Here is a 20,105-nt window from a genome sequence, read left to right on the forward strand (position 1 = left end):
GCCCGAATTTCACTCGCACGGGAGAGTTTCAGAACGCGTGGTGGACGGATGTCGCGTTGCTCAGGGCCTAGGTTGGCGCCGTGAGTCAGCACAGGCGCAGGATCTCGGCATGGACGGACAGGCGGCGGATGCTGGTCGCGTCGGCGACCGTGGTGGCGCTCGGGCTCGGTCTCGGGATCTGGGCCGCCGCGGGCGACGAGGGCGATCCGGGAGCGGGTACGGCGTCCCGGCTGCCCGCGGCCGGTACGACGACCACGTCGGCGGCGGCCCCGTCGCAGACTCCGAGTCCCCGTCCCCGCCCGAGCCGCACCTACCCGCTGTCGCAGACGCCCCGCACCGTCCCCGCCGTACGCGCGCACGCTCCCGCCCGTGGGCCGGGCTGGAAGCCGGCGCGTGGTCAGCGGGTGGTCGTGAACGACGCGGAACTCGTCGACGAGGGGCGGCTGCTCGCGGGTGAGCTGGGGCTGTCGTACGCGGGGGAGCGTGACGACGTGCGCGCCGGGGACGTACGGCTGGCGCTGAACGACGACGAGGGCGCGGATCCGGAGTCGTACGCCATGACCGTGCGGGGCGGGCGGGTGAACATCAGCGGGCCCGCCGACTCGGGCGTGTTCTACGGCACCCGGACGCTGAAGCAGGCGGTGCGCGGCGGTGGTGCGGCGCCGGAGGGCGTCGTACGCGACGAGCCGGCGAAGCCGCAGCGGGGGCTGATGCTCGACATCGCCCGCAAGCACTTCACGGCCGGCTGGATCGAGGACCAGGTGCGCCGGCTGGCGGACCTGAAGTTCAACCAGCTGGGGCTGCACTTCTCGGACGACCAGGGGTTCCGCATCGAGTCCGACACCCATCCGGAGGTCGTGTCCGAGCAGCATCTGACCAAGGCGCAGGTGAAGAGGATCGTCGAGCTGGGGGAGCGGCTGCATGTGACGGTCGTGCCCGAGATCGACTCTCCCGGGCACCTCGGGGCGGTGATCGCCGCCCATCCCGATCTGCAGTTGCGCAGCGCGCAGGGGACGGCGCCGCGGGGCGCGATCGACATCTCCAAGGACGAGGCCGCCACCATCGTCGACGATCTGCTGAACGAGTACGCCGACCTGTTCCCCGGCGCCTACTGGCATCTCGGCGGCGACGAGTACGCGGCGTTGACCTCGGACGATCCCGAGGCGGCCTATCCGCAGCTGGCCTCCGCCGCCACCGAGGCGTACGGCTCCGGCGCCACCGTCGCCGACCTGGCGACCGGCTGGCTCAACGACCGCGCGGACACCATCCGCACGCACGACCGGACGATGCGGGCCTGGAACGACGGCTTCTACGCGGGTACGTCCGTCGAGGCGGCCGAGGATCTCCAGGTCGCCTACTGGACGGGCAAGGAGATCGGGGCGCGGCTGCCGGTGGAGTATCTGAGCGCCGGGCGCGACGTCATCAACTACAACGACGAGTTTCTCTACTACGTCCTCGGGCAGCCGCAGACCTTCGTCTATCCGACGGGGCAGCGGATCTACGAGCAGTGGACCCCTCGGGTGGTGCGCGGCACCCAGGCGGTTGCGGCGCGGTACGAGGACCAGATCCTCGGCGGTTCCTTCGCCGTGTGGTGCGATCTCGCGAACTCCCAGACGCAGGACCAGGTCGCGGCCGGGATCCGGATGCCGCTGGCGGCGACCGTCCAGAAGCTGTGGTACCCGGGCCGGCCGCAGCTGTCCTGGGCGGAGTTCAAGGCGCTGGCCGAGCGGCTGGGGTGACGCGTGGAGTCGCGCCTGCCGTCGTGCCTGGAGTCGCGCCTGGAGTCGTGCCTGGAGTCGTGCCTGGAGTCGCACCGACACGCGTGAATTGTCCGGTACGGCTGCGAACTCGCGTACGGCTGTGGTGTATTCGGCGCGAGCCGAAGCCGAAAGGGGGGCCGGGATGGGCTACTGGGGGTACTTCGTCGTGGGTCGCAGCGAGCGGCCGCTCGCCGAGTTGGAGGCGCTGTCGGGGGCGGAGGGCATGCGGCTGACGACGTCCGCGCCCGGCGGCTGGCAGGTGTGGGAGTACCCGAGCGGGGACGGCGGCATCGGGAGCATGAACGCGCTGGCCCAGGAGAGCGGGGCGCCCGCGCTCTTCGGATACGTGATGGACAGCGACTGCGTGGTCGTCGAGGCGGCCGGGCCGGAGAGCGGGGCGTGGTCGACCTGTCTCGCGCGGGGTGCGATGGCCGGGTACCTCGGCGCCGGCCAGGAAGGGCTCACGCTGGAGGACTACTTCCTCGAACCGCGTGACGCCGCCGAGCGGGCCGTCGCCTGGGCCGCGGAGGCCGGGCGCGAGGTGTCCGACGGGCCGTTGCTGGACGTCCTCACCGCCGACGCCGACCCGTTGGCCGAAAATCTCTTCTTCCGCATGCTCGACCGGCTCGGCGTCGTGCCCCTGTGACACTCCCGTGCCATCGCACGCAGTAAGGGGAAGTGCGGGTTCCGTAAGGGAGGACCGCCTGGCGTGGGAGGCGTGGATGAGCCTGGTGGGACTGATCGCGCAGGCGGACGAATGCGGTCTGGCCGCCAGCGGGCTGGCTTGTTTGGATCGCTGTGTGCCGCTGCTGGGCGGTGACGACGACGAGGTCCTGCGGCCGCTGTGGGCCAGCCTCGCCGACGACGGCATCGACGACTGGGGCACGCGACTCGAACAGGCGCGCGGCAAGCTCGACAGCGCGGGACGAGAGGAGTACGCCGACGACGAGGCCGTGCTCCTCGCCCGCCGGATGCTGGCCGCCGCCCCCGCCGAGCGGGCCGCCGCCGAGGCACGGGTGTGGGCCGACGCCTGCTCCGTCGCCTCGCTGCAGATCCACCGGCTTCTCGACCTCACGGACGACGACGCCTCGCTCGACGCCCGCCGTGCGGGCCGTACGGAGGGCACGCCGCCGCTCGTCGCCGCCGAACTGCGCCGCCAGGTCGCCGTCCTGGAACTGCTCGCCGGGCATGGCGCGAGCGGGCTGCACCGTGCCCTTGAGGTGTCGACGGAGGGGCGGCGCGTGCTGCGCGCCGTCGTGTCGCGGCGGGCGCGGGCGCGGGGGCGGGCGCCAGCGCGGGGGCGTGGCTGAGGGTTCGGCTCAGGTGACCACCCACTTCACCACCGCGTCGCCGTATTCCGCCGTGCGGTGGTAGAACGCGGTCAGATCGCGGTGGGCCGCGGCGAAGGCGCCGTGCACCTCCGGTTCCGCGTCGGGTCCGCCGTACCGCGGCAGCAGCTTGTCGCGGACCGGCTGCCACAGGGCGTCGAAGTCGGCGCCCATGAGGAACGCGGCGACCCGCGTCACCTGTGCCGCGGTCAGCATCAGGAACGGGGCCCTGTCCGGCTCGGGATGGAGCACCGGCCGGCCGCCCAGGACCACAAGGGCCCACGGTCCCTCCTCGGTGTGGTGCGGGGGCGTGCAGGCGTAGAGGAGCTGGTGGTCGAGGTAGTGCTTGTCGAGTATTTCCTCGCGGTGCCGGTCGAGGCGCCGGCGCACGGTGTCCCAGTCGTCCTCGAAGAGCTTCTGCTGCCAGGTGGCGCTGTTGCGCAGAGCCGCGGGCGGCACCGCGCGCAGGTGGAAGTACATGCTCATCGGTGACAAGAGCGCATGGCCGCCCCGAATCGTCACTGCGGTGTCAACCCGTCCCGCTGAGCGAATCCTGTGCGGGTCGTGCAGGCGGTGAGGCGGTCCTGCACCCGTCTCGCGCAGTGGCCCGATCCGCGTGACGAAATATCCGCTGACCTCGCTCTTCCCTATGTGACGACACATCAGCAGACCAGGCCCCAGGCCGCGGCGAAGCCGGTGCGGTGGGCGGCGGACGCGGTGGCGACCATGCGCGAGGGCGCGCGACTGCGGCTCGACTACTCGGCGCAGAGCCTGTGGAGCGTCGACCGGATGATCGAGGAACTGCGCCGCGAGGACACGCCGTACAACGCCGTGCAGAGCATGCTGCGCGGCTTCGGCGCGTACGCCGGTGAGGTCGTCGTGCGGCAGACCGGCGCCGAGTGGTGGGCGGGCGGCGGCGACCACTGGGTCCGCACGCCCGACGGCCGGCTGTGGGACCCGATCGACGAGGCCCGGCGCTGCTTCGCCGGGGACGGCTCGCTGCGGCTGCTGTGCCGGGACGCGACCCGCGGAACGTCACACCACTGACCGGCCGGGGCCCTGCCCACTGCACAGGGCCCCGGCCGACCGAGGTGCGTTACGGCGCCAGCGTCTGACCCAGACGGCCGCCCGTCGGCGTGCCCAGCGTGGACTTGCTGAACACGGCCGTCGACGAGTACCCCAGGCCGGCGCTGTTGCTCGGGGTGTACATGAGGATGCCGTCGCCCGCGTCCTCGCCCGCCACGCCGACCGTGAGGTCGGCACGCCCGAACCCGGACAGGTCCGTCAGCGACACCGACGTACCGAACGCGTCGCTGCTCTCGGTGGAGCCCGGCACGCCCGTCGTGTCCTGCGAGATCCCGACCGTGCCGGAGCCGGTGAGGCCCGACGAGCCGCCCTTGATCAGGAGCACCTGGCCCGCGTTGACCCGGTTGACGCCGCCGCGGGTGAGGTCCTCGTTCGGGACGCCCGCGAGGGCGTCGGCGTACCCGTCGGCGTTGAAGTCGCCGACCGAGACGGAGGCGCCCATCGCGTCGTTCGTCTCGTTGGCTCCGGGAACTCCCGTGGTGTCCTGGTGGATCGTCGTCATCCCGGTGGTGGTGAAGCCGGTGGACGAGCCGGGGACCATCGTGACCTGGCCGCCGGTCCTGCCGCCGGACTCACCGGCGTACGGCTGGCCGATGACGATGTCGTCGTAGCCGTTGCCGTTGACGTCGCCCGCGGCGATGGAACGGCCGCCCTTGACGGAGATCACGCCGACCTTGGCCAGGCCGGTGGCCGAGCCGGCGAAGCGGACGACGCGTCCGATGCCGCCGGTGTCGCGGTAGTTGAGCGCGACGTCCGCGTAGCCGTCGCGGTTGAAGTCGCCGGTCGCGGCGTCGAGGTACGCGAGCGAACCCGAGGCGGTGGTGAGGGTGCCGTACTTGTAGCCGCCGCCGGTCTGCCGGACGTTCCAGTTGCCGCCCTTGCCGGTGCCGGCCGAGAAGACGTCCGCCCTGCCGTCGGCGTTGAAGTCGCCCACGGCGAGAGTCGAACCGAGCTTCGCGCCCGCCGCCGTGACCCCTGTCGTGGAGTAGGAGAAGCCGGTCGTGAGGGCGGGGCCGTACATCACCGTGACCTGGCCGCGGTCGGCGTGGCCGCTGGTGTCGTCCTCGCCGGGGGAACCGATCGCGAGGTCGGCGTAGCCGTCGCCGTTGACGTCGCCCCAGGCGGTCGCGGTGCCGAAGGCGTCACCGGTCTCGGAGGAGCCGGGGACACCGGCGCTGTTCTGGGTGAGGCCCAGCTTCGCCGCGCTGACCGGCCCGTCGACGCCGCCCGGGACCACGGTCACCCGGTTCGCCTTCGGGGTACCGGCGACCAGGTCGTCGATGCCGTCGCGGTTGAAGTCGGCGGTCGGGATCGCGGAGTTCTTGCCCGCGCTCGCGGCGAAGCGCCGGACCTCGCCCAGCTTGGCGTAGAGGTTCTTGCCCGGGCAGGCGGTGGCGAAGCCGTCGCGGTGACCGGAGATGGTGTTGAGCGTGGCCTGCTGGCCCTCCTCCCATACGCCCGTGTCGGCGCCAGCGGTCAGCGTGACCTTGCCGGTCGGGTTGCCGCCGTACTGGCCGAGCTTCCAGGCGGCGACGCGGGCCACGGACTCCAGGGTCGCCCGGGTCGGCCGGCCCGCGGGCTTCGCGGGGGTGGTGGCGGTGGCGGCTGCGCCCTCGAAGTCGCCGAGGACGGCGATGCCGGTCGAGTCACCGTTGAAGCCGTACGTGTGCGCGCCGCGCACCGGCAGGTCGACGCCGCCCGCGCGGCCCTCGAAGATCCGGCCGCACTTGTCGACCAGGAAGTTGTACCCGATGTCGTTCCACTTCTCGGTCTCGACGTGATACGCCATGATGCCGCGCACCAGCGACGCCGACTCGGCGCAGCTGTAGTCGTTCGTGCCGACCGTGTGGTGCACGAAGACCGCGCTGACCTTGTCTATGTACTCCGGCGGGTCGTCGACCATCGACTCGTCGGCACCCCACTGGGCGCGGGAGATGATCGGCGGCCGGTGGACGGTGGAGGGCGGGGCGGTCGGGACGGTCGCCGTGGGCGTCGGGCTCGCGCTCGCGCTCGGGCTCGGGCTCGAACTCCCGGTCGGGGACGGGCTGGTGCTCGCGCTCTCGCTGGTGCTGGGGGAGACCGAGTCCGACGGGGACGGTGACGGGGAGTCCGACGGGGACGGTGACCCCGAGTCGGACGGTGAGGTGCTCGGGTCCTCGACGACGAAGGCGGCGGCGTCCAGGTCGGAGTCTGTGCCGGAGCCGGAGCCGGAGCCGGAGCCGGAGCCGGAGCCGGAGCCGGAGCCGGAGCCGGAGTCGGAGCCGGAGTCTGTGCCGGAGCCGTCCAGCGCCTTGTTCTTCGCCTCCGCGGCGGTCACACCGGGGTCGACGAGGTTGATCTCCAGTCCCTTGGGCAGACCGGCACTCGCCGATCCGTCCGCGGCGACGACACGGGCCTCGACCCCGTCGGACGGCCCGACCCAGAGCGGCTCGGAGCCGCCCCGGGCGTCCTCTGCTCCGGGCTCGGCCCGGTCGACGGGGTGTGCCTCGTCGACGTCCAGGTCCTGCCAGCCGGACCACTCGCCGGTCTCGGCGCTCCGGGTCCGCACCTGCGCGGTCCCGTCGAGCGCCTGGGCGTCCTCCGCCCACGTGACGCCGAGCAGCGAGAACTGCTGGGTGCCGGTCCTGGCGAGTTCCCGCTTGCCGGTGCCGGCGGCCTTCAAGGCGAGGTCGTGGACCCGAACCGGCCGCTTGCTGCGGGCGACGTCGGCCGCATGGTCGGAACTCGGCTCGGCGACCGCGTAGGTGACGACACCCGCGCCCCCCAGTACCACCGCCCCGATGGTCAGCCACGCTCTTCGCTTGAGGCTCAGTGGCTTGTACGCATGGGTCGACTTGCGACTCAAATGTCCCACCCCTAGGAATCAACAAAAGGCCCACCCGTCACACGGGTCGGCGGTCGATCCTTACAGCGCCCGGCGATCGGTGAACGTCACGGTGTTGGGATGTGCCTCGCGTCACTCCCTTCACCGTCGGCACGGCGGCGGCACTGTGACACTTCTGTGAGGCCCGGCGCTGATGACCGTGGAGGGACGTCCGCACGGGCGGTGAAGGCACCGTGCGGATCCGCCACGGACTCGGTACGGACGAGGACAGTTCTTGGGCCAGGGAGGGGAACCCCGCCGCGTGCACGCGTACGACGGGGAACTGGGCGCGGCGGTCACGCGGGCCCAGGACGGTGACGAGGCCGCCTTCGCGGTCGCCTACCGGATCGTGCAGCCCGGACTGCTCGGCTATCTGCGCGGGATCGTCGGAGACGACGCCGAGGACGTGGCCTCGGACGCGTGGCTGGAGATCGCCCGGGACCTCGGGCGGTTCAAGGGCGACGGGGCCGGGTTCCGGGGCTGGACGGCGACCATCGCCCGGCACCGGGCGCTGGACCATCTGCGCCGGCAGAAGGTGCGGCCCCGGTCGACGGCGACGGAGCAGGACGTACTGGACCTGCCCTCCGCGCACAGCACGCACGACCAGGCGCTGGAGGCCATCTCCACCGAGCAGGCCCTGCAACTGGTCCGTGGGCTGCCGCGGGAGCAGGCCGAGGCCGTACTGCTGCGGGTGGTCGTCGGCCTCGACGGCCCCGCCGCCGCCCGCGTCCTGGGCAAGCGCCCCGGCGCGGTGCGTACCGCCGCGTACCGGGGGCTGAAGCGCCTGGCGCAGCAGCTGGGGGCCGAGGGTGTGACGGATGACGGCCCCCGGACGCTGGGGGAGTCGACATGAGCGAAGACGCCGGCGGACCGCCGGACAGGCCGGAGGGCCGGACGAGGAACGGATCGGACATGGGTGAACGGCAGCGCGGAGACCGGGCCGTATCCGGCCGCCGGGGTACGCGACCCGGCGGTGCCGTGTCCGGACCCGGGCGGGCGCACGACGGGGCCGGTCTGGAGGCGCTGCTGGCCGCCGCGATACGCGACAGCGACGGCCAGGTCGGTGCCGAGGGCGAGCAGCGGGCCGTGGCCGCGTTCCGGGCCGCCCGGGAGGCCGGCGAGCACCGGGCCCGCACCCGCCGCCGCGACGACTGGCGCCCCCGGGAGCAGCGCGGTGTCAAGCGTTCTCTGAAGGCCACGCTCTCCCTCTTCCTCGCGAGCCTCACCCTGGGCGGCGTCGCGGTCGCCGCGATCGGTACGGCGGGTACGTCCTCCGACGGCGCCGGCAGCGGGCAGCGCAGCCCGGACACCTCGGCCGGCCCGACCGGAGCACCGGCAGCGGAGCCTTCGGCGACAGCGTCCGCACGCCCGGACCGTCCCGCCACCGCCCAGGACACCGAGGCGCACTGCCGCGCCTACGAGCGTGTCAAGGGCAACGAAAAGGCCCTGGACTCGACCGCCTGGCAGCGGCTGATCACCGCCGCGGGCGGCGAGCGGAACGTCCCCGCTTACTGCGCCGCCCGGCTGACCGACAGCCAGAAGAGCAACGCCGGCAAGGCGGACGAAAACGCCAAGGGCGGCGCCCGGGCCGGGGTCGACAGGCCCAAGGCGACGAAGAAGTAGCTCGCCAGGCCTCTGACCAGGCATTTTGTCACCCAGGTGCGGTCCTCGTGTTACCGCCTGGATCGACCTTCATCTCCGCCCTCCTCCGGGACCGCCTCGAAATGAGACCGTCACGGAGGACGCCTCGGCGCTGCCGGGAGCGTCCTGGCCCATCTCAAATCGGCTGAAACCGCGGGGACTCCGGCGTCATGCGGATCCGGGGCAGCGCAGAGCGGGGTGGTCGAGATTGACACCGCCCTGCACGAGGCCGTGGTCGCCGCGGCCCACAACCTGGACACCGGTCACCTGCCGCTGATCATCCTCGGGCTTGGAGGCACTCTGCTGCTCATGGGCGTGACAGCCGAGTTCGGCTCGGCTTCGGTCGGCTGGTACGTGACCTTCATGGCCGTGCTGTCGCTGATCTGCCTGCTGTTTCTGCCCGAGACGCGAGAACGCGAGCCGATGAGGGTCTGAGTCTGGTCGGCGACGGTGAGCATTCCACAGGCCAGTCCTCTTGCACCGGGTGCCGGCGGATTGGCTTCGGTGACGAGTCCGCTCTCGGACCGGGGCGGGTCGTCGGCGCGGTCGGCAACAAGACTCTCCGGCGGGGCCTGGAGGTCTCCGCGAACACCTGGCGCCTGGCCCGTTGGTCACGCGTTGGGCACGTGAGTCGTGGAATCGACGTGAAATCCCAGGTCAGATCCCTAAACCGCGGAGACGACCGGGGCCGCCACCCCCCACAGGAGAGGCCCCGGCCGTCGCGCGGCACGGGCCGCGCGGCGACCCGTATCTCCTACAGCGCCGTGAGTGCGTTTTCTGTCACACCTCGCGCCGTCCCGCGGTGGTTGCATCTTGTACGGACATGGACGAGCAGCGGTTTCAGGTCGTAACGTGCCTTTCGCGCCGGACGGGGAAGGTGACTGATCACGGTGAGCCGCGGCTGAGAAGCCGCGGCAGCTACTGGCCATCTACCGAGGAATGCGGGTGCTGGGGGACGACGCGGAGCTGACCGCCGCGGTGCTTGCGGCACAGGACGGGGACGAGACCGCGTTCCGGACTGTGTACCGCGCGGTGCACCCGCGGCTCCTCGGGTACGTCCGGACGCTCGTCGGCGAGTACGACGCCGAGGACGTCGCCTCCGAGGCATGGCTGCAGATAGCCCGTGACCTGGAGCGGTTCAGCGGGGACGCGGACCGCTTCCGCGGCTGGGCCGCCCGGATCGCCCGCAACCGCGCGCTGGACCACATACGGATGCGCGGCCGGCGCCCGGCGATCGGCGGCGACGAGACCGAGCTGACCGGGAAGGCCGCCGAGTCCGACACGGCCGGCGAGGCGATCGAGGCGCTGGCCACCGACAGCACGCTCTCGCTCATCGCCCGGCTGCCGCAGGACCAGGCCGAGGCCGTCGTCCTGCGTGTGGTGGTGGGCCTCGACGCCAAGACCGCCGCGGAGACCCTCGGCAAGCGCCCGGGTGCCGTCCGGACGGCGGCGCACCGGGGCCTGAAGCGGCTCGCCGAACTGCTCGGCGCCCCTCCGGAGGCGGATCCGGAATCGATCGGCGGCCTCGATGCGCTGCCGCCTCAGCGAGAACCGCAGGACCGTGCGGTGACGTCCGCGAGTGTGACGCATACGCGTGCGCGGACGCAGAAGGACATGTGATGGCCGACGAGCAGTACAGATGGCTGGACCACGAAACGGCGGAACTCCTGCTGCGCGGTGAGTCACTGGAAGCTGTCGACCCCGCCGCCCGCGACCGGGCCGCCCGGCTCGCCGGAGCTCTCGGCGCGCTGGCCGCCGAGCCCTCGCAGACCGACGCCGAACTCCCCGGTGAGGCCGCCGCGCTGGCCGCGTTCCGCAAGGTGCGCGCCGAGAAAGGTGAGCCGGCCGTCGTCTTCGGCGGTGCCCGGCACGGGGTCGCCGACGCCGGCCTCGTCCAGCTCGGCGGCCCGCCCGCCCGCTCCGGCCGGCGACCCCGCTGGGCCCGCCCGTTGCGCCTGGGCCTGGCCGCCGCGCTGGCCGCCGTCATGGTCGGCGGCGTCGGCGCCGCGGCCGGAACGGGGCTCCTGCCGACCCCGTTCGGCGGCGACGACCCCGCGCCGGGCGCCTCGGTCTCGGCCGCCGTGACCCCCGACCGCCCCCTGATGTCGAAGCCGCCGCGGAACACCCCGGGCGGCGGAAGCGGAAGGCCCGAGCCGAGCGACTCCCCGAACGGCCCGTCCATGGACGCGCCGCCCCCGCGCAACGCACGGCCCGGCGGTGAGGCTCCCGCGGAGACCCCCGGCACCGAGCGCCGCGGGGGCGGCCCCGGCAACTCGTGGGACTCCGTCGCCCAGTCCTGCCGCGACGTGCGCGCCGGCCGGGAACTGCCCCCCGACCGCCGACGTGCGCTGGAGGGCAGGGCGGGCGGCTCCGGGCGTGTGCCGAGGTACTGCAAGTCCGTCTTGGACACGGCAGACGACGGCGAGGGCAGGTCCGACGGCTCCCCCGACGGCTCCGGCAGGGGCAGGGGCAGTGGCAAGGGCGACAACAGGGACGACGACGAGCACGACCGAGGCGGTGACGGCGCCGGCGGCGGTGGCGCGGCGCCCGGCCACGCCGGGGGCGGCGACCCGATCCCCTGACCTGATTCGCCTGATTAACCCGCCGACCTGCGATTTTGCCTGCGCTGGAACTGCGCTGGAACTGCGCTGGAATTTTTCTCGCGGTGCGTGTGACGTTTTCGGCCGCCCTGGCGCAGTAATGAATGAGCCGACTGGTCATCGGCCGTCGCACAGAGCCGGGGTTCCCCCCGTACCCACGGCTCGTGCACTGGCGCGGGCGGGACACGTTCCCCCGGTCCCGTCCGCGCCCCGCACACCTTGCTTCCCGGCAGTGAACGACATCACCGGTGAACGACATCACCAGTGGACGACGACCTTGTCGCCGTTCCTCACCTGCCCGAACAGATTCGCGATCGCCGCCTCGTCCCGTACGTTGACGCAGCCGTGCGAGGCACCGGCGTAACCGGTCGCCGCGAAGTCCGACGAGTAGTGCACCGCCTGGCCGCCGCTGAAGAACATCGCGTACGGCATGGGTGTGTCATAGAGCGTCGACACGTGATTCCTTGACTTCCAGTAGACGCTGAACACACCTTCCCGGGTGGGCGTGTACTGCGAGCCGAAACGCACCGGCACCGTCAGCAGGGTCCGCCCGTCGATCATCCAGCGCAGCGTCCGGCTCGACTTGCTGATGCACAGCACCCGGCCGGTCATGCAGCGCGCGTCGGGCGCGTCGGCCGGCTGGCCGCCCATCAGATACAGGTCCCAATAACCCGGCTCCCGCGTCATGTTCAGCAGCCGCTGCCAGGTGACGGCGTCGGTGTCACCGGTCTTCGGCAGCCCGCGCTTGCCCTGGAAGCCCTTGACCGCCTGCTCGGTCAGGTCGTCGTACGTCCCCGTCGGCCCGTCGAACAGCCAGGCGACCTGCCGCAGCCGGGCCTGCAGCTCACGCACGTCCCGCCCGCTGTCACCGGGCTTCCACAGGACCTTGGCAGGAGTGGGGGACGGCGTGGCCGCCTTGGACGGCGTGGACGCCTTGGACGGCGTGGACGCCTTGGCACCGGGCTCTGCACCAGGCCCCGCGCCGGGCTTGTCATCGGCCTTGTCGTCGGTATTGCCGTCGGCCTTGTCATCGGCCTTGTCATCGGCCGCCGGGGTACGGGAGAGCTCTATCCGCGAGGGCGGCGGCTGCTGTACGCCCTCCGTGCCCGCGGCCTGCACCGTGCACCCGGTCAGCACGCACACGCCGGCGAGCGCGCCCGCCCACGATCTCTCCATGCCTCTGTTACGCATCCAGCTCCCCGTCGTCTCACCGTGCCCGAGCCGTATGTCACCTGAGATGCTTCCCCGCGGGTGACGGGTTGCGAACTTGGCGGCATGGTGGTGATCGGGGCCGAGCAACGCGGGAGGCATACGCATGACGCGCGAGTCGGAGTCCGGACTGCCCATCGAGCCGGTGTACGGGCCGGCGGCGCTCGACGGCTGGGACCCGGCGCGGCAGCTGGGCGAGCCGGGGGCGTACCCCTTCACCCGCGGTGTGTACCCGTCCATGTACACGGGTCGCCCGTGGACGATGCGCCAGTACGCCGGTTTCGGCACTGCGGCCGAGTCCAACGCCCGCTACCGGGACCTGATCGCGCACGGCACGACCGGCCTCTCGGTCGCCTTCGACCTGCCCACCCAGATGGGCCACGACTCCGATGCGCCGATCGCGCACGGCGAGGTCGGCAAGGTGGGCGTGGCGATCGACTCGGTCGACGACATGCGGGTGCTGTTCGGCGGGATCCCGCTGGACCAGGTCTCCACATCCATGACGATCAACGCGCCCGCGGCTCTGCTGCTGCTCCTGTACCAGCTGGTGGCGGAGGAGCAGGGGATCGGGGCCGAACGGCTCGCCGGCACCGTCCAGAACGACGTACTGAAGGAGTACATCGCGCGCGGGACGTACATCTTCCCGCCGAAGCCCTCCCTGCGTCTGATCGCCGACATCTTCAAGTACTGCCGGGCCGAGATCCCCAAGTGGAACACCATCTCGATCTCCGGCTACCACATGGCGGAGGCGGGCGCCTCACCCGCGCAGGAGATCGCTTTCACCCTGGCGGACGGTATCGAGTACGTCCGTACGGCGGTCGCGGCCGGCATGGACGTCGACGACTTCGCACCCCGCCTGTCCTTCTTCTTCGTCGCCCGTACGACGATCCTGGAGGAGGTCGCCAAGTTCCGGGCGGCGCGCAGGATCTGGGCGCGGGTCATGCGGGAGGAGTTCGGCGCGCGCGACCCGAAGTCGCTGATGCTGCGCTTCCACACCCAGACCGCGGGGGTGCAACTGACCGCGCAGCAGCCGGAGGTGAACCTGGTCCGCGTCGCCGTCCAGGCCCTGTCCGCGGTGCTCGGCGGCACCCAGTCCCTGCACACCAACTCCTTCGACGAGGCGATCGCGCTGCCGACCGACAAGAGCGCGCGCCTGGCCCTCCGTACCCAGCAGGTGCTGGCCTACGAGACGGACGTGACGGCGACGGTCGACCCCTTCGCCGGGTCGTACGTCATCGAGTCGATGACCGACGATGTCGAGGCCGCGGCGGTCGAGCTGATGACGAAGGTCGAGGAACTCGGCGGCGCGGTCGCGGCGATCGAGCGGGGCTTCCAGAAGGGCGAGATCGAACGCAACGCGTATCGCATCGCCCAGGAGACGGACTCCGGCGAACGGGTCGTCGTCGGGGTCAACCGCTTCCGCCTCGACGAGGAGGATCCGTACGAGCCCCTCCGCGTCGACCCGGCCATCGAGCGCCGGCAGGTGGAACGGCTCGCGAAGCTGCGGGCGGAACGGGAGCAGGGGGCGGTGGACGCCGCCCTGGCCGCGCTGAAGAAGACGGCCGAGGGGGAGGAGAACGTCCTGTACCCGATGAAGGAGGCGCTGCGCGCGCGGGCGACGGTGGGGGAGGTGTGCGGGGCGTTGCGGGAGGTTTGGGGGGTGTACGTTCCCTCGGATGCCTTCTGAGCTGGGCGATTCCCTCGAATGGGTGATCGAGGGCGGAAATTACCCGCTCCCGGTTACGCTCGTGGAGGGTGTTCCCGAAAGGAGGGTGCCGTGGCTGTGATGCTGCACGAGTCGTCGCTTTCTGAGGCTGCCGACCGGCTCTGGGAGGAGCTGCCCGGACACCGGGTGGAGATCCTCAACGGGAGCATTGTTGTGACACCGCCGCCGGATGGTTCGCACCAGGACGTGTTGACTTGGCTTATCGAAGAGTTCGCAAGCGTCGGAACCAGGCGGGCAGGGCTCCGGTACGTTGCTGGAATCGGCTTGTGGTTGCCGACTGGACCCGACGACTACGCAGTGCCGGACTTCTCGCTGGTCGATGCCGACTACAAGGACGCGCTCGTTGAGAAGAACTGCTACGCGCCGCACGTTTTCCATCTGGTACTGGAGGTGACCTCCTCCAACTGGACGAACGACACGGCGACCAAGGTGGATATCTACGCTCGGGCTGGCATCCCGGCGTACCTCATCGCTGACCGTAAACACGATGAGGTCCTCCACTACCAGAATCCGATCGACGGCAAATACCCTGACCCCGTCCGCTACAAGCGAGGCCAGACCGTGCCCGTATGCGTCCCCGAATCCGTCGGTATCACCCTCGGCCTCTCCGTCGACACCCTCCTCGACGGCGACGACTAGCGAAGCCCGAACCGGCCCAGGTAGCCCATGACCCCGGCCGCCTGGTCCCCGGCCCACCCCACATAACTGTCCGGCCGTACGAGAAAGAGCCCGCTCCCGTACGTCCCCAGCCCCGCCCCGCCGACGACCCGCACCGACTCCGGGACCCGAGGGAGCCGCGTGCCGATGGCCACCAGCGTCCAGTGCGGCCCCCGAAACGCGTCAAACAGCCGCACGCCGTCCAGCGTGCCGTCGGGTGCCCGGTCGCCCGCCCGCACCGGGCCCGGCGCGTCACGGGTCTCCCTCGTCAGCGTCGACCCCCGGTACCCCAGCCCCAGTTGCCGGGTCGCCTCCCCGCGCCGCACCTCCCCCCGGTGCACGCTCGTCGACAACCCCAGCATGTCCACCGCGACGGCCCGCCGCTCCTCCTCATACGTGTCCAGCAGCGCCTCGCCCGCCCCGTCCCGCAGCACCGCCCCCAGCTTCCACCCCAGGTTGTACGCGTCCTGCACGCTGGTGTTGAGCCCCTGCCCGCCGGCCGGCGAGTGCACATGCGCGGCATCCCCAGCCAGGAACACCCGCCGGTCCCGGAACCGGTCCGCGAGCGCCGCCCGTGGCCGGAAGTCCGAGGCCCATCGCACCTCGGTCACGTCCTCCGGCGCCAGATGCGAGCGCGCGGCGACGACCTTGCGGATGCCCTCCGGGGAAACGTCCACCGAAGCACCCTCCGCGAACTGCGCGACGAACCTGGAAGTCCTCCGTACCGGCGAGCGGGCAGACGGCGAGGAAACCCTCGCTCATACCCTCCCCGCGCGGCGGGAAGATGTGCCAGTTCTCCCGGTCCAGGCCGGCCATCCGCACGTCCGCGACCAGCATCGGACTCGGGTCGACGGTCTCTCCGGTCATGCCGATGCCCAGGGCCCGCCGTACGGCCGAACGGCCACCGTCCGCGGCGACGACATAGCGCGCGCGGACACTCTCCCCGGCCGCGCATCCCACTGTCACCCCGTCCGCGTCCTGCGTCAGCCCCACGACCTCTCGGCCGAACGCGACGCGCCCACCCAGCTCCGCGAGCCGCGCGAACAAGATCTCCTGCGTCCGCCACTGCGGCACCATCCACGGCTCGGCGTAGGGCGAGTCCTCCGTCGCCTCCGCCGGGTCGAACATCTGGTGCTCGCCCACCCGCCGGCCGTCCTGCCAGATCATCCCGGCCGGATAGCTGCCGCCGGCCGCCCGGATGGCGTCCAGTACGCCGAGGTCGTCGAAGACCTCCATCGTGCGCGGCTGGATGCCCTTGCCGCGCGAGCCGGGGAACAGACCGTCAGCCCGCTCCACCACCAGGGCGTCCACGCCGCGCCGGGCCAGGTCCACGCCGAGGGCCAGTCCGGTGGGGCCCGCGCCGACGATCAGCACGTCGGTGGAAACAGTCATGATCCATTCTCCTTAACGCTGTTAAATTCCGCTGGCGACGAGGGTGCCCTTAACGCTGTTAAGCTGTCAAGCGTGAGTACGGAACGCCGAGCGCCCCTCGATCGCAAGCGGGTCGCGGACACCGCCCTGAAGCTCCTGAACGAGGTCGGTCTGGACGGCCTGACCCTGCGCACCATCGCCAGGGAGCTGGACGTCAAGGCGCCGGCCCTGTACTGGCACTTCAAGGACAAGCAGGCGCTGCTCGACGAGATGGCGACGGAGATGTACCGCCGGATGGTCGCCGGGACGCCGCTCGACGCCGGGGACACCTGGCAGGAGCGGCTGCTGACGTCCAACCGTGCGCTGCGCACGGAGCTGCTCGGCTACCGCGACGGCGCCAAGGTGTTCAGCGGTTCACGCTTCACCGGCCTTGAGCATGCCGGGCAGATGGAGGAGAGCCTGCGCCTGTTCACGGCCGCCGGATTCACCCTCGCCCAGGCGGTCCGCGCGACCTCGACGACGTACCTCTACACCCTCGGTTTCGTCACCGAGGAACAGGGCGTCGAGCCGCTGCCGGGTGAGCGCCGCGAGGGCTTCGACGTAGCGGAACGCGCCCGCCTGATGGCCGACTTCCCGCTGTCGGCCGAGGCGGGCGCGGAGCTTTTCCGGGATTACGGCCGGCACTTCGAGGAGGGGCTGGCCTTGGTCGTTTCGGGGATCGAGGTGCGTTACGGGGTCGCCTGAGCGCCTTTCGCCCGGCCGGCCAGTGCCCTGCGTGCCGCCCGTGTGAGGATCGGCGGCAGCAGGTCCCGGCCGATGCGCCGGGCGGTGCGCCGGGCGAGTGAGGGGCGGGGCTTCGGGGCGGAGGGGGCGGCCACCGGTTCCGGCTCGGGCTCGTTCTCGGGCTCGTTCTCGGGCTCCTCGTAGTGGCGGGAGCGCGGGAAGTCCGGCGGCTGCATCCCCTTCTTGGCGCGCGTGCGCACCAGCCGGTGCCCCGCGGCCTGCTGGACGCTCAGCCCGACGTCCGCGCGCTCCCGGAGCATGGTGAGCAGTTCCTCCTGGACGGGTCCGGGGTCGCCCCAGGTGCCGTACAGCTTCTGCGTGCTGAGGCAGACCGGGCGCAGCCCGCGGTTGAGGACGGCCTCCCAGGTGGCCACCGAGACGCCCGGGGTGTGCTCGGAGCGGAAGTCGTCGAGGACGACGATGCCGTCGGGCAGCAGCAGGTCGTGCGCGGCGCCGATGTCGTCGCGGACGTGCTCGTACAGGTGCGAGGCGTCGATGTGGAGGAAGCGGCAGCTGCCGGGGTCGACCTCCTGCGCGATCAGGGAGCTGGGGCCCTGGACCACCTTCGGGAGGCTGTCGTGGAAGGCGAGGTAGTTCCGCTCGAAGGCCTGCCGGGTGAGGGATCCGTACGACTTGTTGTGCTCGGCCCGGTTCGCCCCGTCGGGAGCGTCGCTCTCGAACAGGTCGCACACGGTGAACTTCTCGCCGTCCTGAAGGTGCTCGCCCAGCAGGATCGCGCTCTTGCCCATGTAGACGCCGAGTTCCACCAGGTCTCCGGGCTGCCCCAGTCTTTCCTGCCGGTCCAGGAACCAGGTGAAGAGCACCTGGTCCAGTGGGGGGAACCAGCCGGGGACGTCCTTGAGTTCTCCGGGGTCCGCGGAGATCTGCTGTGGATTTGCCATGAAACGAGCCTGCTCATTCGGTGCCGGTCAATCTGTCCGCGGACTGAACGTCAGGTGAACAAATCCCCTCAAACGGACAACCCGCGGCCACCAGCGTAAGGCGAACCCCGTCAGCGAACCCCGTCAGCGAACCCGTCAGCGAACCCGTCAGCGCGCCTTGGCGAGCGCGGCCCGCAGCCGCGGAGTGAGCGGCTTCTCGACGAAGCGGTGCAGCAGCCAGGCCAGCACCAGCATGGAGGCGACCGTCAGGGCGAACGTCAGTCCGGAAGATTTTCGCCGACCCGCGCCCCGGGCGAGCGCAAGGGTGGGACACGGTCGCCGGGCAGGCGCCTGGAAACCGCCTGTGACCGGCATGCCCTGCTTGCGCTACATGTCGTCAGGGAGCAGCCGGAACGCGTCGTGCCCGGTCAGTGGACGGATCATACGGAAATGCTGGTCCGAGGTGAACACGACGTCAGTTCGATACGTCGCGGCCAGGGCGACGTTCATGGCGTCAGCCATTCCGACGCCTTTGCCGCCGTCCGCGTCCGCATACCCTTCCGCGACAGCGATGGCGGAGCTGAGGTGGGGGCCGACTGGCGGCACTTCGAATCGGCGAGTGGCGACGTTGCGTTCGATGAATCGCGCAGCTGCCAGAGCCTTGCGGGCTCCGGCTCTCGATGTGATCAAGTAGTCCAACTCGGCCAGCACCAGCGGGGAGATGATGAGGTGGCTGGTTGTGGCGAGAGCCTTCTTGTGCGCCTCGTGGCCGGTGAGCTTCGGATCGAGGAGCCGGTAGAGAGCGTTGGTGTCGGCTACGGCGACCAGGCTCAAGATCCCATCCCCCTGAGCGTGTCCTCGATTTCCTCATCGGTCAGGTCGGGAAGCCCGAGGTCGGGGAGCTCGATCTCGCCCATCGGGTCGGTGGGGTACGGAGGGATGTCGTCCTCGGAGATTGGTACGACCCGTGCGACGGCCACGCCATTCTTGGTGACTGTGACCGTCTCGCCGCGAGCCGCCGCGGCGAGGATCTGCGAGGACTTCTGGTTGAAGTCACGTGCGGTAGCTTCCATGTATTACATGTTACTACATGGGGAGTGGCGAACGCCGGAACCTCGCCCGAGCCCAGCAGGTCCCGCAGGAGGGGCTTTGGTGGAGGGCGGCGATGGGGGCATACCGGCACGCTGAAGGCGTGAGAGTTCGACGTCGGCCGGACCGTCCCGCGGTCCGCCCATTACACCCTGGGCGGACCGCCGAAACCTTTCGTGATCATCGCATCACCTGAACGGCTGTCGTGGCGTCGATCAGGTCGCGTCGGGAACACCGGCAGGGGCATGCTTCAGCACCTCACAGGAGGGGGAATCCATTGCATCAGGAATCCATTTCTGCCCTGGCCGACGTTTTCGACCGGGCGGCCGAGGATTACGACCGGACCGGCGCGGCTTTCTTCACGCCCCTGGGCCGGCGACTGGTGGAAAGGGCCCGTATCGCGCCGGGAAGCAGGATTCTGGACGTGGGGTGCGGCAGCGGTGCCTGCCTCTTCCCGGCCGCCCGCGCGACGGGGCCGGACGGACGGGTCATGGGGATCGACCTGGCCCCGGCCATGGTCGACAGGGCCCGCGAGGAGGCGAAGTCACTCGGTCTGGGCCATGTCTCGGTGGAGATCATGGACGCCCTGCACCCCGCTTTCCCGACCGCCCATTTCGACGTAGTCCTCAGCAGCATGGTGCTCGTCTGGCTGCCCGATTCGGTGAATGTCCTGGAACGCTATCGACCTCTGCTGAAACCGGGCGGCAAACTCGTCTACTGCAATCCGAAGCTGACGGCGGGGGACGGGATTCCCTTCGTTCCGAAGGTTTTCGAGACCGTGATGGAATCGGCCGGCGTACGCCCCAAATCGTTCTTCGAGGGACTGGACAACGGCTGGCTCGGCGACCCGGAGGAAGCGCTCCTCAAGGCCGGGTACCACTCGGTCGACGTCTGCGACGAGCCGTACGCCCTGGAACTGCGCTCCGGCGACGACTGGGTCCGCTGGTCCTGGAGCCATGGTTTCCGGTCCTTCTGGGAGCAGATCCCGCAGGACCGGCTCGCCGGCCTGGAGGCCCAGGTCGCCGTCGGCACGGAAGCGCTGCGCGACGCCGACGGAGTGATCCGTGTCGCCGGGACTGTGCGCCATGTGTCGGCGACCGCTTGAACTGGC

At 71.0% G+C, this 20,105-nt stretch carries 19 protein-coding genes and 2 pseudogenes; 13 read left to right on the forward strand and 8 right to left on the reverse strand.

All coding sequences use genetic code 11. From position 1 onward, the window contains the following. The first annotated feature begins 128 nt into the window (after positions 1-128). From GFH49_RS03965 to GFH49_RS03975, 3 genes are all read left to right on the forward strand, one after another. A complete protein-coding gene (locus GFH49_RS03965) occupies positions 129-1,739 on the forward strand; it encodes a beta-N-acetylhexosaminidase (RefSeq protein ID WP_155054367.1) in 1,611 nt (536 codons plus the stop codon). Positions 1,740-1,902: 163 nt separating this feature from the next. Further along, the gene (locus GFH49_RS03970; RefSeq protein WP_155054338.1) at positions 1,903-2,406 is read left to right on the forward strand and encodes a hypothetical protein; all 504 of its coding nucleotides are present in this window, start codon (positions 1,903-1,905) and stop codon (positions 2,404-2,406) included. A 76-nt stretch (positions 2,407-2,482) separates the two neighbouring features. Beyond that, positions 2,483-3,070, forward strand: a complete 588-nt coding sequence (locus GFH49_RS03975; RefSeq protein WP_155054339.1) for a hypothetical protein — start codon at positions 2,483-2,485, stop codon at positions 3,068-3,070. Positions 3,071-3,079: 9 nt separating this feature from the next. Here the strand turns inward: GFH49_RS03975 and GFH49_RS03980 are convergent, their stop codons facing one another. Next, on the reverse strand, positions 3,080-3,574 hold the full coding sequence (locus tag GFH49_RS03980) for a DUF1877 family protein (protein ID WP_155054340.1): 495 nt from the start codon (positions 3,572-3,574) through the stop codon (positions 3,080-3,082). 165 nt (positions 3,575-3,739) lie between these two features. Between GFH49_RS03980 and GFH49_RS03985 the strand changes: the two genes are divergently transcribed. Next, entirely contained in the window at positions 3,740-4,135 is a 396-nt protein-coding gene (locus tag GFH49_RS03985; protein ID WP_196217838.1) for a hypothetical protein, read from the forward strand. A gap of 49 nt (positions 4,136-4,184) precedes the next feature. Here the strand turns inward: GFH49_RS03985 and GFH49_RS03990 are convergent, their stop codons facing one another. Beyond that, the gene (locus tag GFH49_RS03990) at positions 4,185-6,947 is read right to left on the reverse strand and encodes an FG-GAP-like repeat-containing protein (RefSeq protein ID WP_230396148.1); all 2,763 of its coding nucleotides are present in this window, start codon (positions 6,945-6,947) and stop codon (positions 4,185-4,187) included. A gap of 325 nt (positions 6,948-7,272) precedes the next feature. Between GFH49_RS03990 and GFH49_RS03995 the strand changes: the two genes are divergently transcribed. The 5 genes from GFH49_RS03995 to GFH49_RS04015 all read left to right on the forward strand — a co-directional run bounded on the left by GFH49_RS03995 (position 7,273) and on the right by GFH49_RS04015 (position 11,260). Continuing rightward, entirely contained in the window at positions 7,273-7,890 is a 618-nt protein-coding gene (locus GFH49_RS03995) for an RNA polymerase sigma factor (protein ID WP_155054342.1), read from the forward strand. Then, complete coding sequence (locus tag GFH49_RS04000; protein WP_155054343.1) at positions 7,887-8,660, forward strand: hypothetical protein; 774 nt, start codon at positions 7,887-7,889, stop codon at positions 8,658-8,660. Before GFH49_RS03995 ends, GFH49_RS04000 begins: the two co-directional genes overlap by 4 nt. A gap of 216 nt (positions 8,661-8,876) precedes the next feature. Beyond that, complete coding sequence (locus tag GFH49_RS04005; protein WP_155054344.1) at positions 8,877-9,113, forward strand: hypothetical protein; 237 nt, start codon at positions 8,877-8,879, stop codon at positions 9,111-9,113. Positions 9,114-9,623: 510 nt separating this feature from the next. Continuing rightward, positions 9,624-10,298: an RNA polymerase sigma factor gene (locus tag GFH49_RS04010; RefSeq protein WP_155054345.1), complete on the forward strand. Its 675-nt coding sequence runs from the start codon at positions 9,624-9,626 to the stop codon at positions 10,296-10,298. Next, positions 10,298-11,260, forward strand: coding sequence for a hypothetical protein (locus tag GFH49_RS04015; protein WP_155054346.1), 963 nt, complete (start codon positions 10,298-10,300; stop codon positions 11,258-11,260). The genes GFH49_RS04010 and GFH49_RS04015 overlap by 1 nt, the downstream gene beginning before the upstream one ends. A 276-nt stretch (positions 11,261-11,536) precedes the next feature. Here the strand turns inward: GFH49_RS04015 and GFH49_RS04020 are convergent, their stop codons facing one another. Next, a complete protein-coding gene (locus GFH49_RS04020) occupies positions 11,537-12,454 on the reverse strand; it encodes a L,D-transpeptidase family protein (RefSeq protein ID WP_155054347.1) in 918 nt (305 codons plus the stop codon). Between the two features lie 139 nt (positions 12,455-12,593). Between GFH49_RS04020 and GFH49_RS04025 the strand changes: the two genes are divergently transcribed. Both GFH49_RS04025 and GFH49_RS04030 read left to right on the forward strand, forming a co-directional pair. Beyond that, entirely contained in the window at positions 12,594-14,174 is a 1,581-nt protein-coding gene (locus GFH49_RS04025; protein WP_155054348.1) for an acyl-CoA mutase large subunit family protein, read from the forward strand. A gap of 99 nt (positions 14,175-14,273) precedes the next feature. Next, positions 14,274-14,852: a Uma2 family endonuclease gene (locus GFH49_RS04030; protein ID WP_155054369.1), complete on the forward strand. Its 579-nt coding sequence runs from the start codon at positions 14,274-14,276 to the stop codon at positions 14,850-14,852. Here GFH49_RS04030 and GFH49_RS04035 read toward each other — a convergent pair. Beyond that, positions 14,849-16,262, reverse strand: a pseudogene (locus GFH49_RS04035) (FAD-dependent oxidoreductase). The gene GFH49_RS04030 and the pseudogene GFH49_RS04035 overlap by 4 nt on opposite strands. Before the next feature lie 72 nt (positions 16,263-16,334). Here GFH49_RS04035 and GFH49_RS04040 point away from each other — a divergent pair. Next, positions 16,335-16,985 (forward strand): TetR/AcrR family transcriptional regulator C-terminal domain-containing protein, encoded by a 651-nt coding sequence (locus GFH49_RS04040; RefSeq protein ID WP_155054349.1) that lies wholly within the window; start codon positions 16,335-16,337, stop codon positions 16,983-16,985. On the opposite strand, the gene GFH49_RS04045 is transcribed toward GFH49_RS04040, so the two are convergent. From GFH49_RS04045 to GFH49_RS04060, 4 genes and pseudogenes are all read right to left on the reverse strand, one after another. Next, positions 16,970-17,926, reverse strand: a complete 957-nt coding sequence (locus GFH49_RS04045; RefSeq protein WP_155054350.1) for a class I SAM-dependent methyltransferase — start codon at positions 17,924-17,926, stop codon at positions 16,970-16,972. The two genes, GFH49_RS04040 and GFH49_RS04045, sit on opposite strands and share 16 nt — an antisense overlap. Before the next feature lie 147 nt (positions 17,927-18,073). Further along, a pseudogene (locus GFH49_RS04050) lies at positions 18,074-18,193 on the reverse strand (acyltransferase family protein); the annotation flags it as partial. A gap of 99 nt (positions 18,194-18,292) precedes the next feature. Continuing rightward, positions 18,293-18,739, reverse strand: a complete 447-nt coding sequence (locus tag GFH49_RS04055; protein WP_155054351.1) for a PIN domain-containing protein — start codon at positions 18,737-18,739, stop codon at positions 18,293-18,295. Continuing rightward, positions 18,736-18,978: a type II toxin-antitoxin system Phd/YefM family antitoxin gene (locus tag GFH49_RS04060; RefSeq protein ID WP_155054352.1), complete on the reverse strand. Its 243-nt coding sequence runs from the start codon at positions 18,976-18,978 to the stop codon at positions 18,736-18,738. Before GFH49_RS04060 ends, GFH49_RS04055 begins: the two co-directional genes overlap by 4 nt. A 293-nt stretch (positions 18,979-19,271) precedes the next feature. Here GFH49_RS04060 and GFH49_RS04065 point away from each other — a divergent pair, with 293 nt between their 5' ends. Next, entirely contained in the window at positions 19,272-20,099 is an 828-nt protein-coding gene (locus GFH49_RS04065; protein WP_196217841.1) for a class I SAM-dependent methyltransferase, read from the forward strand. The last annotated feature ends 6 nt before the right edge of the window (positions 20,100-20,105 follow it).

The sequence above is a fragment of the Streptomyces blattellae genome, assembly GCF_009709555.1.
GTDB lineage: Bacteria > Actinomycetota > Actinomycetes > Streptomycetales > Streptomycetaceae > Streptomyces > Streptomyces blattellae.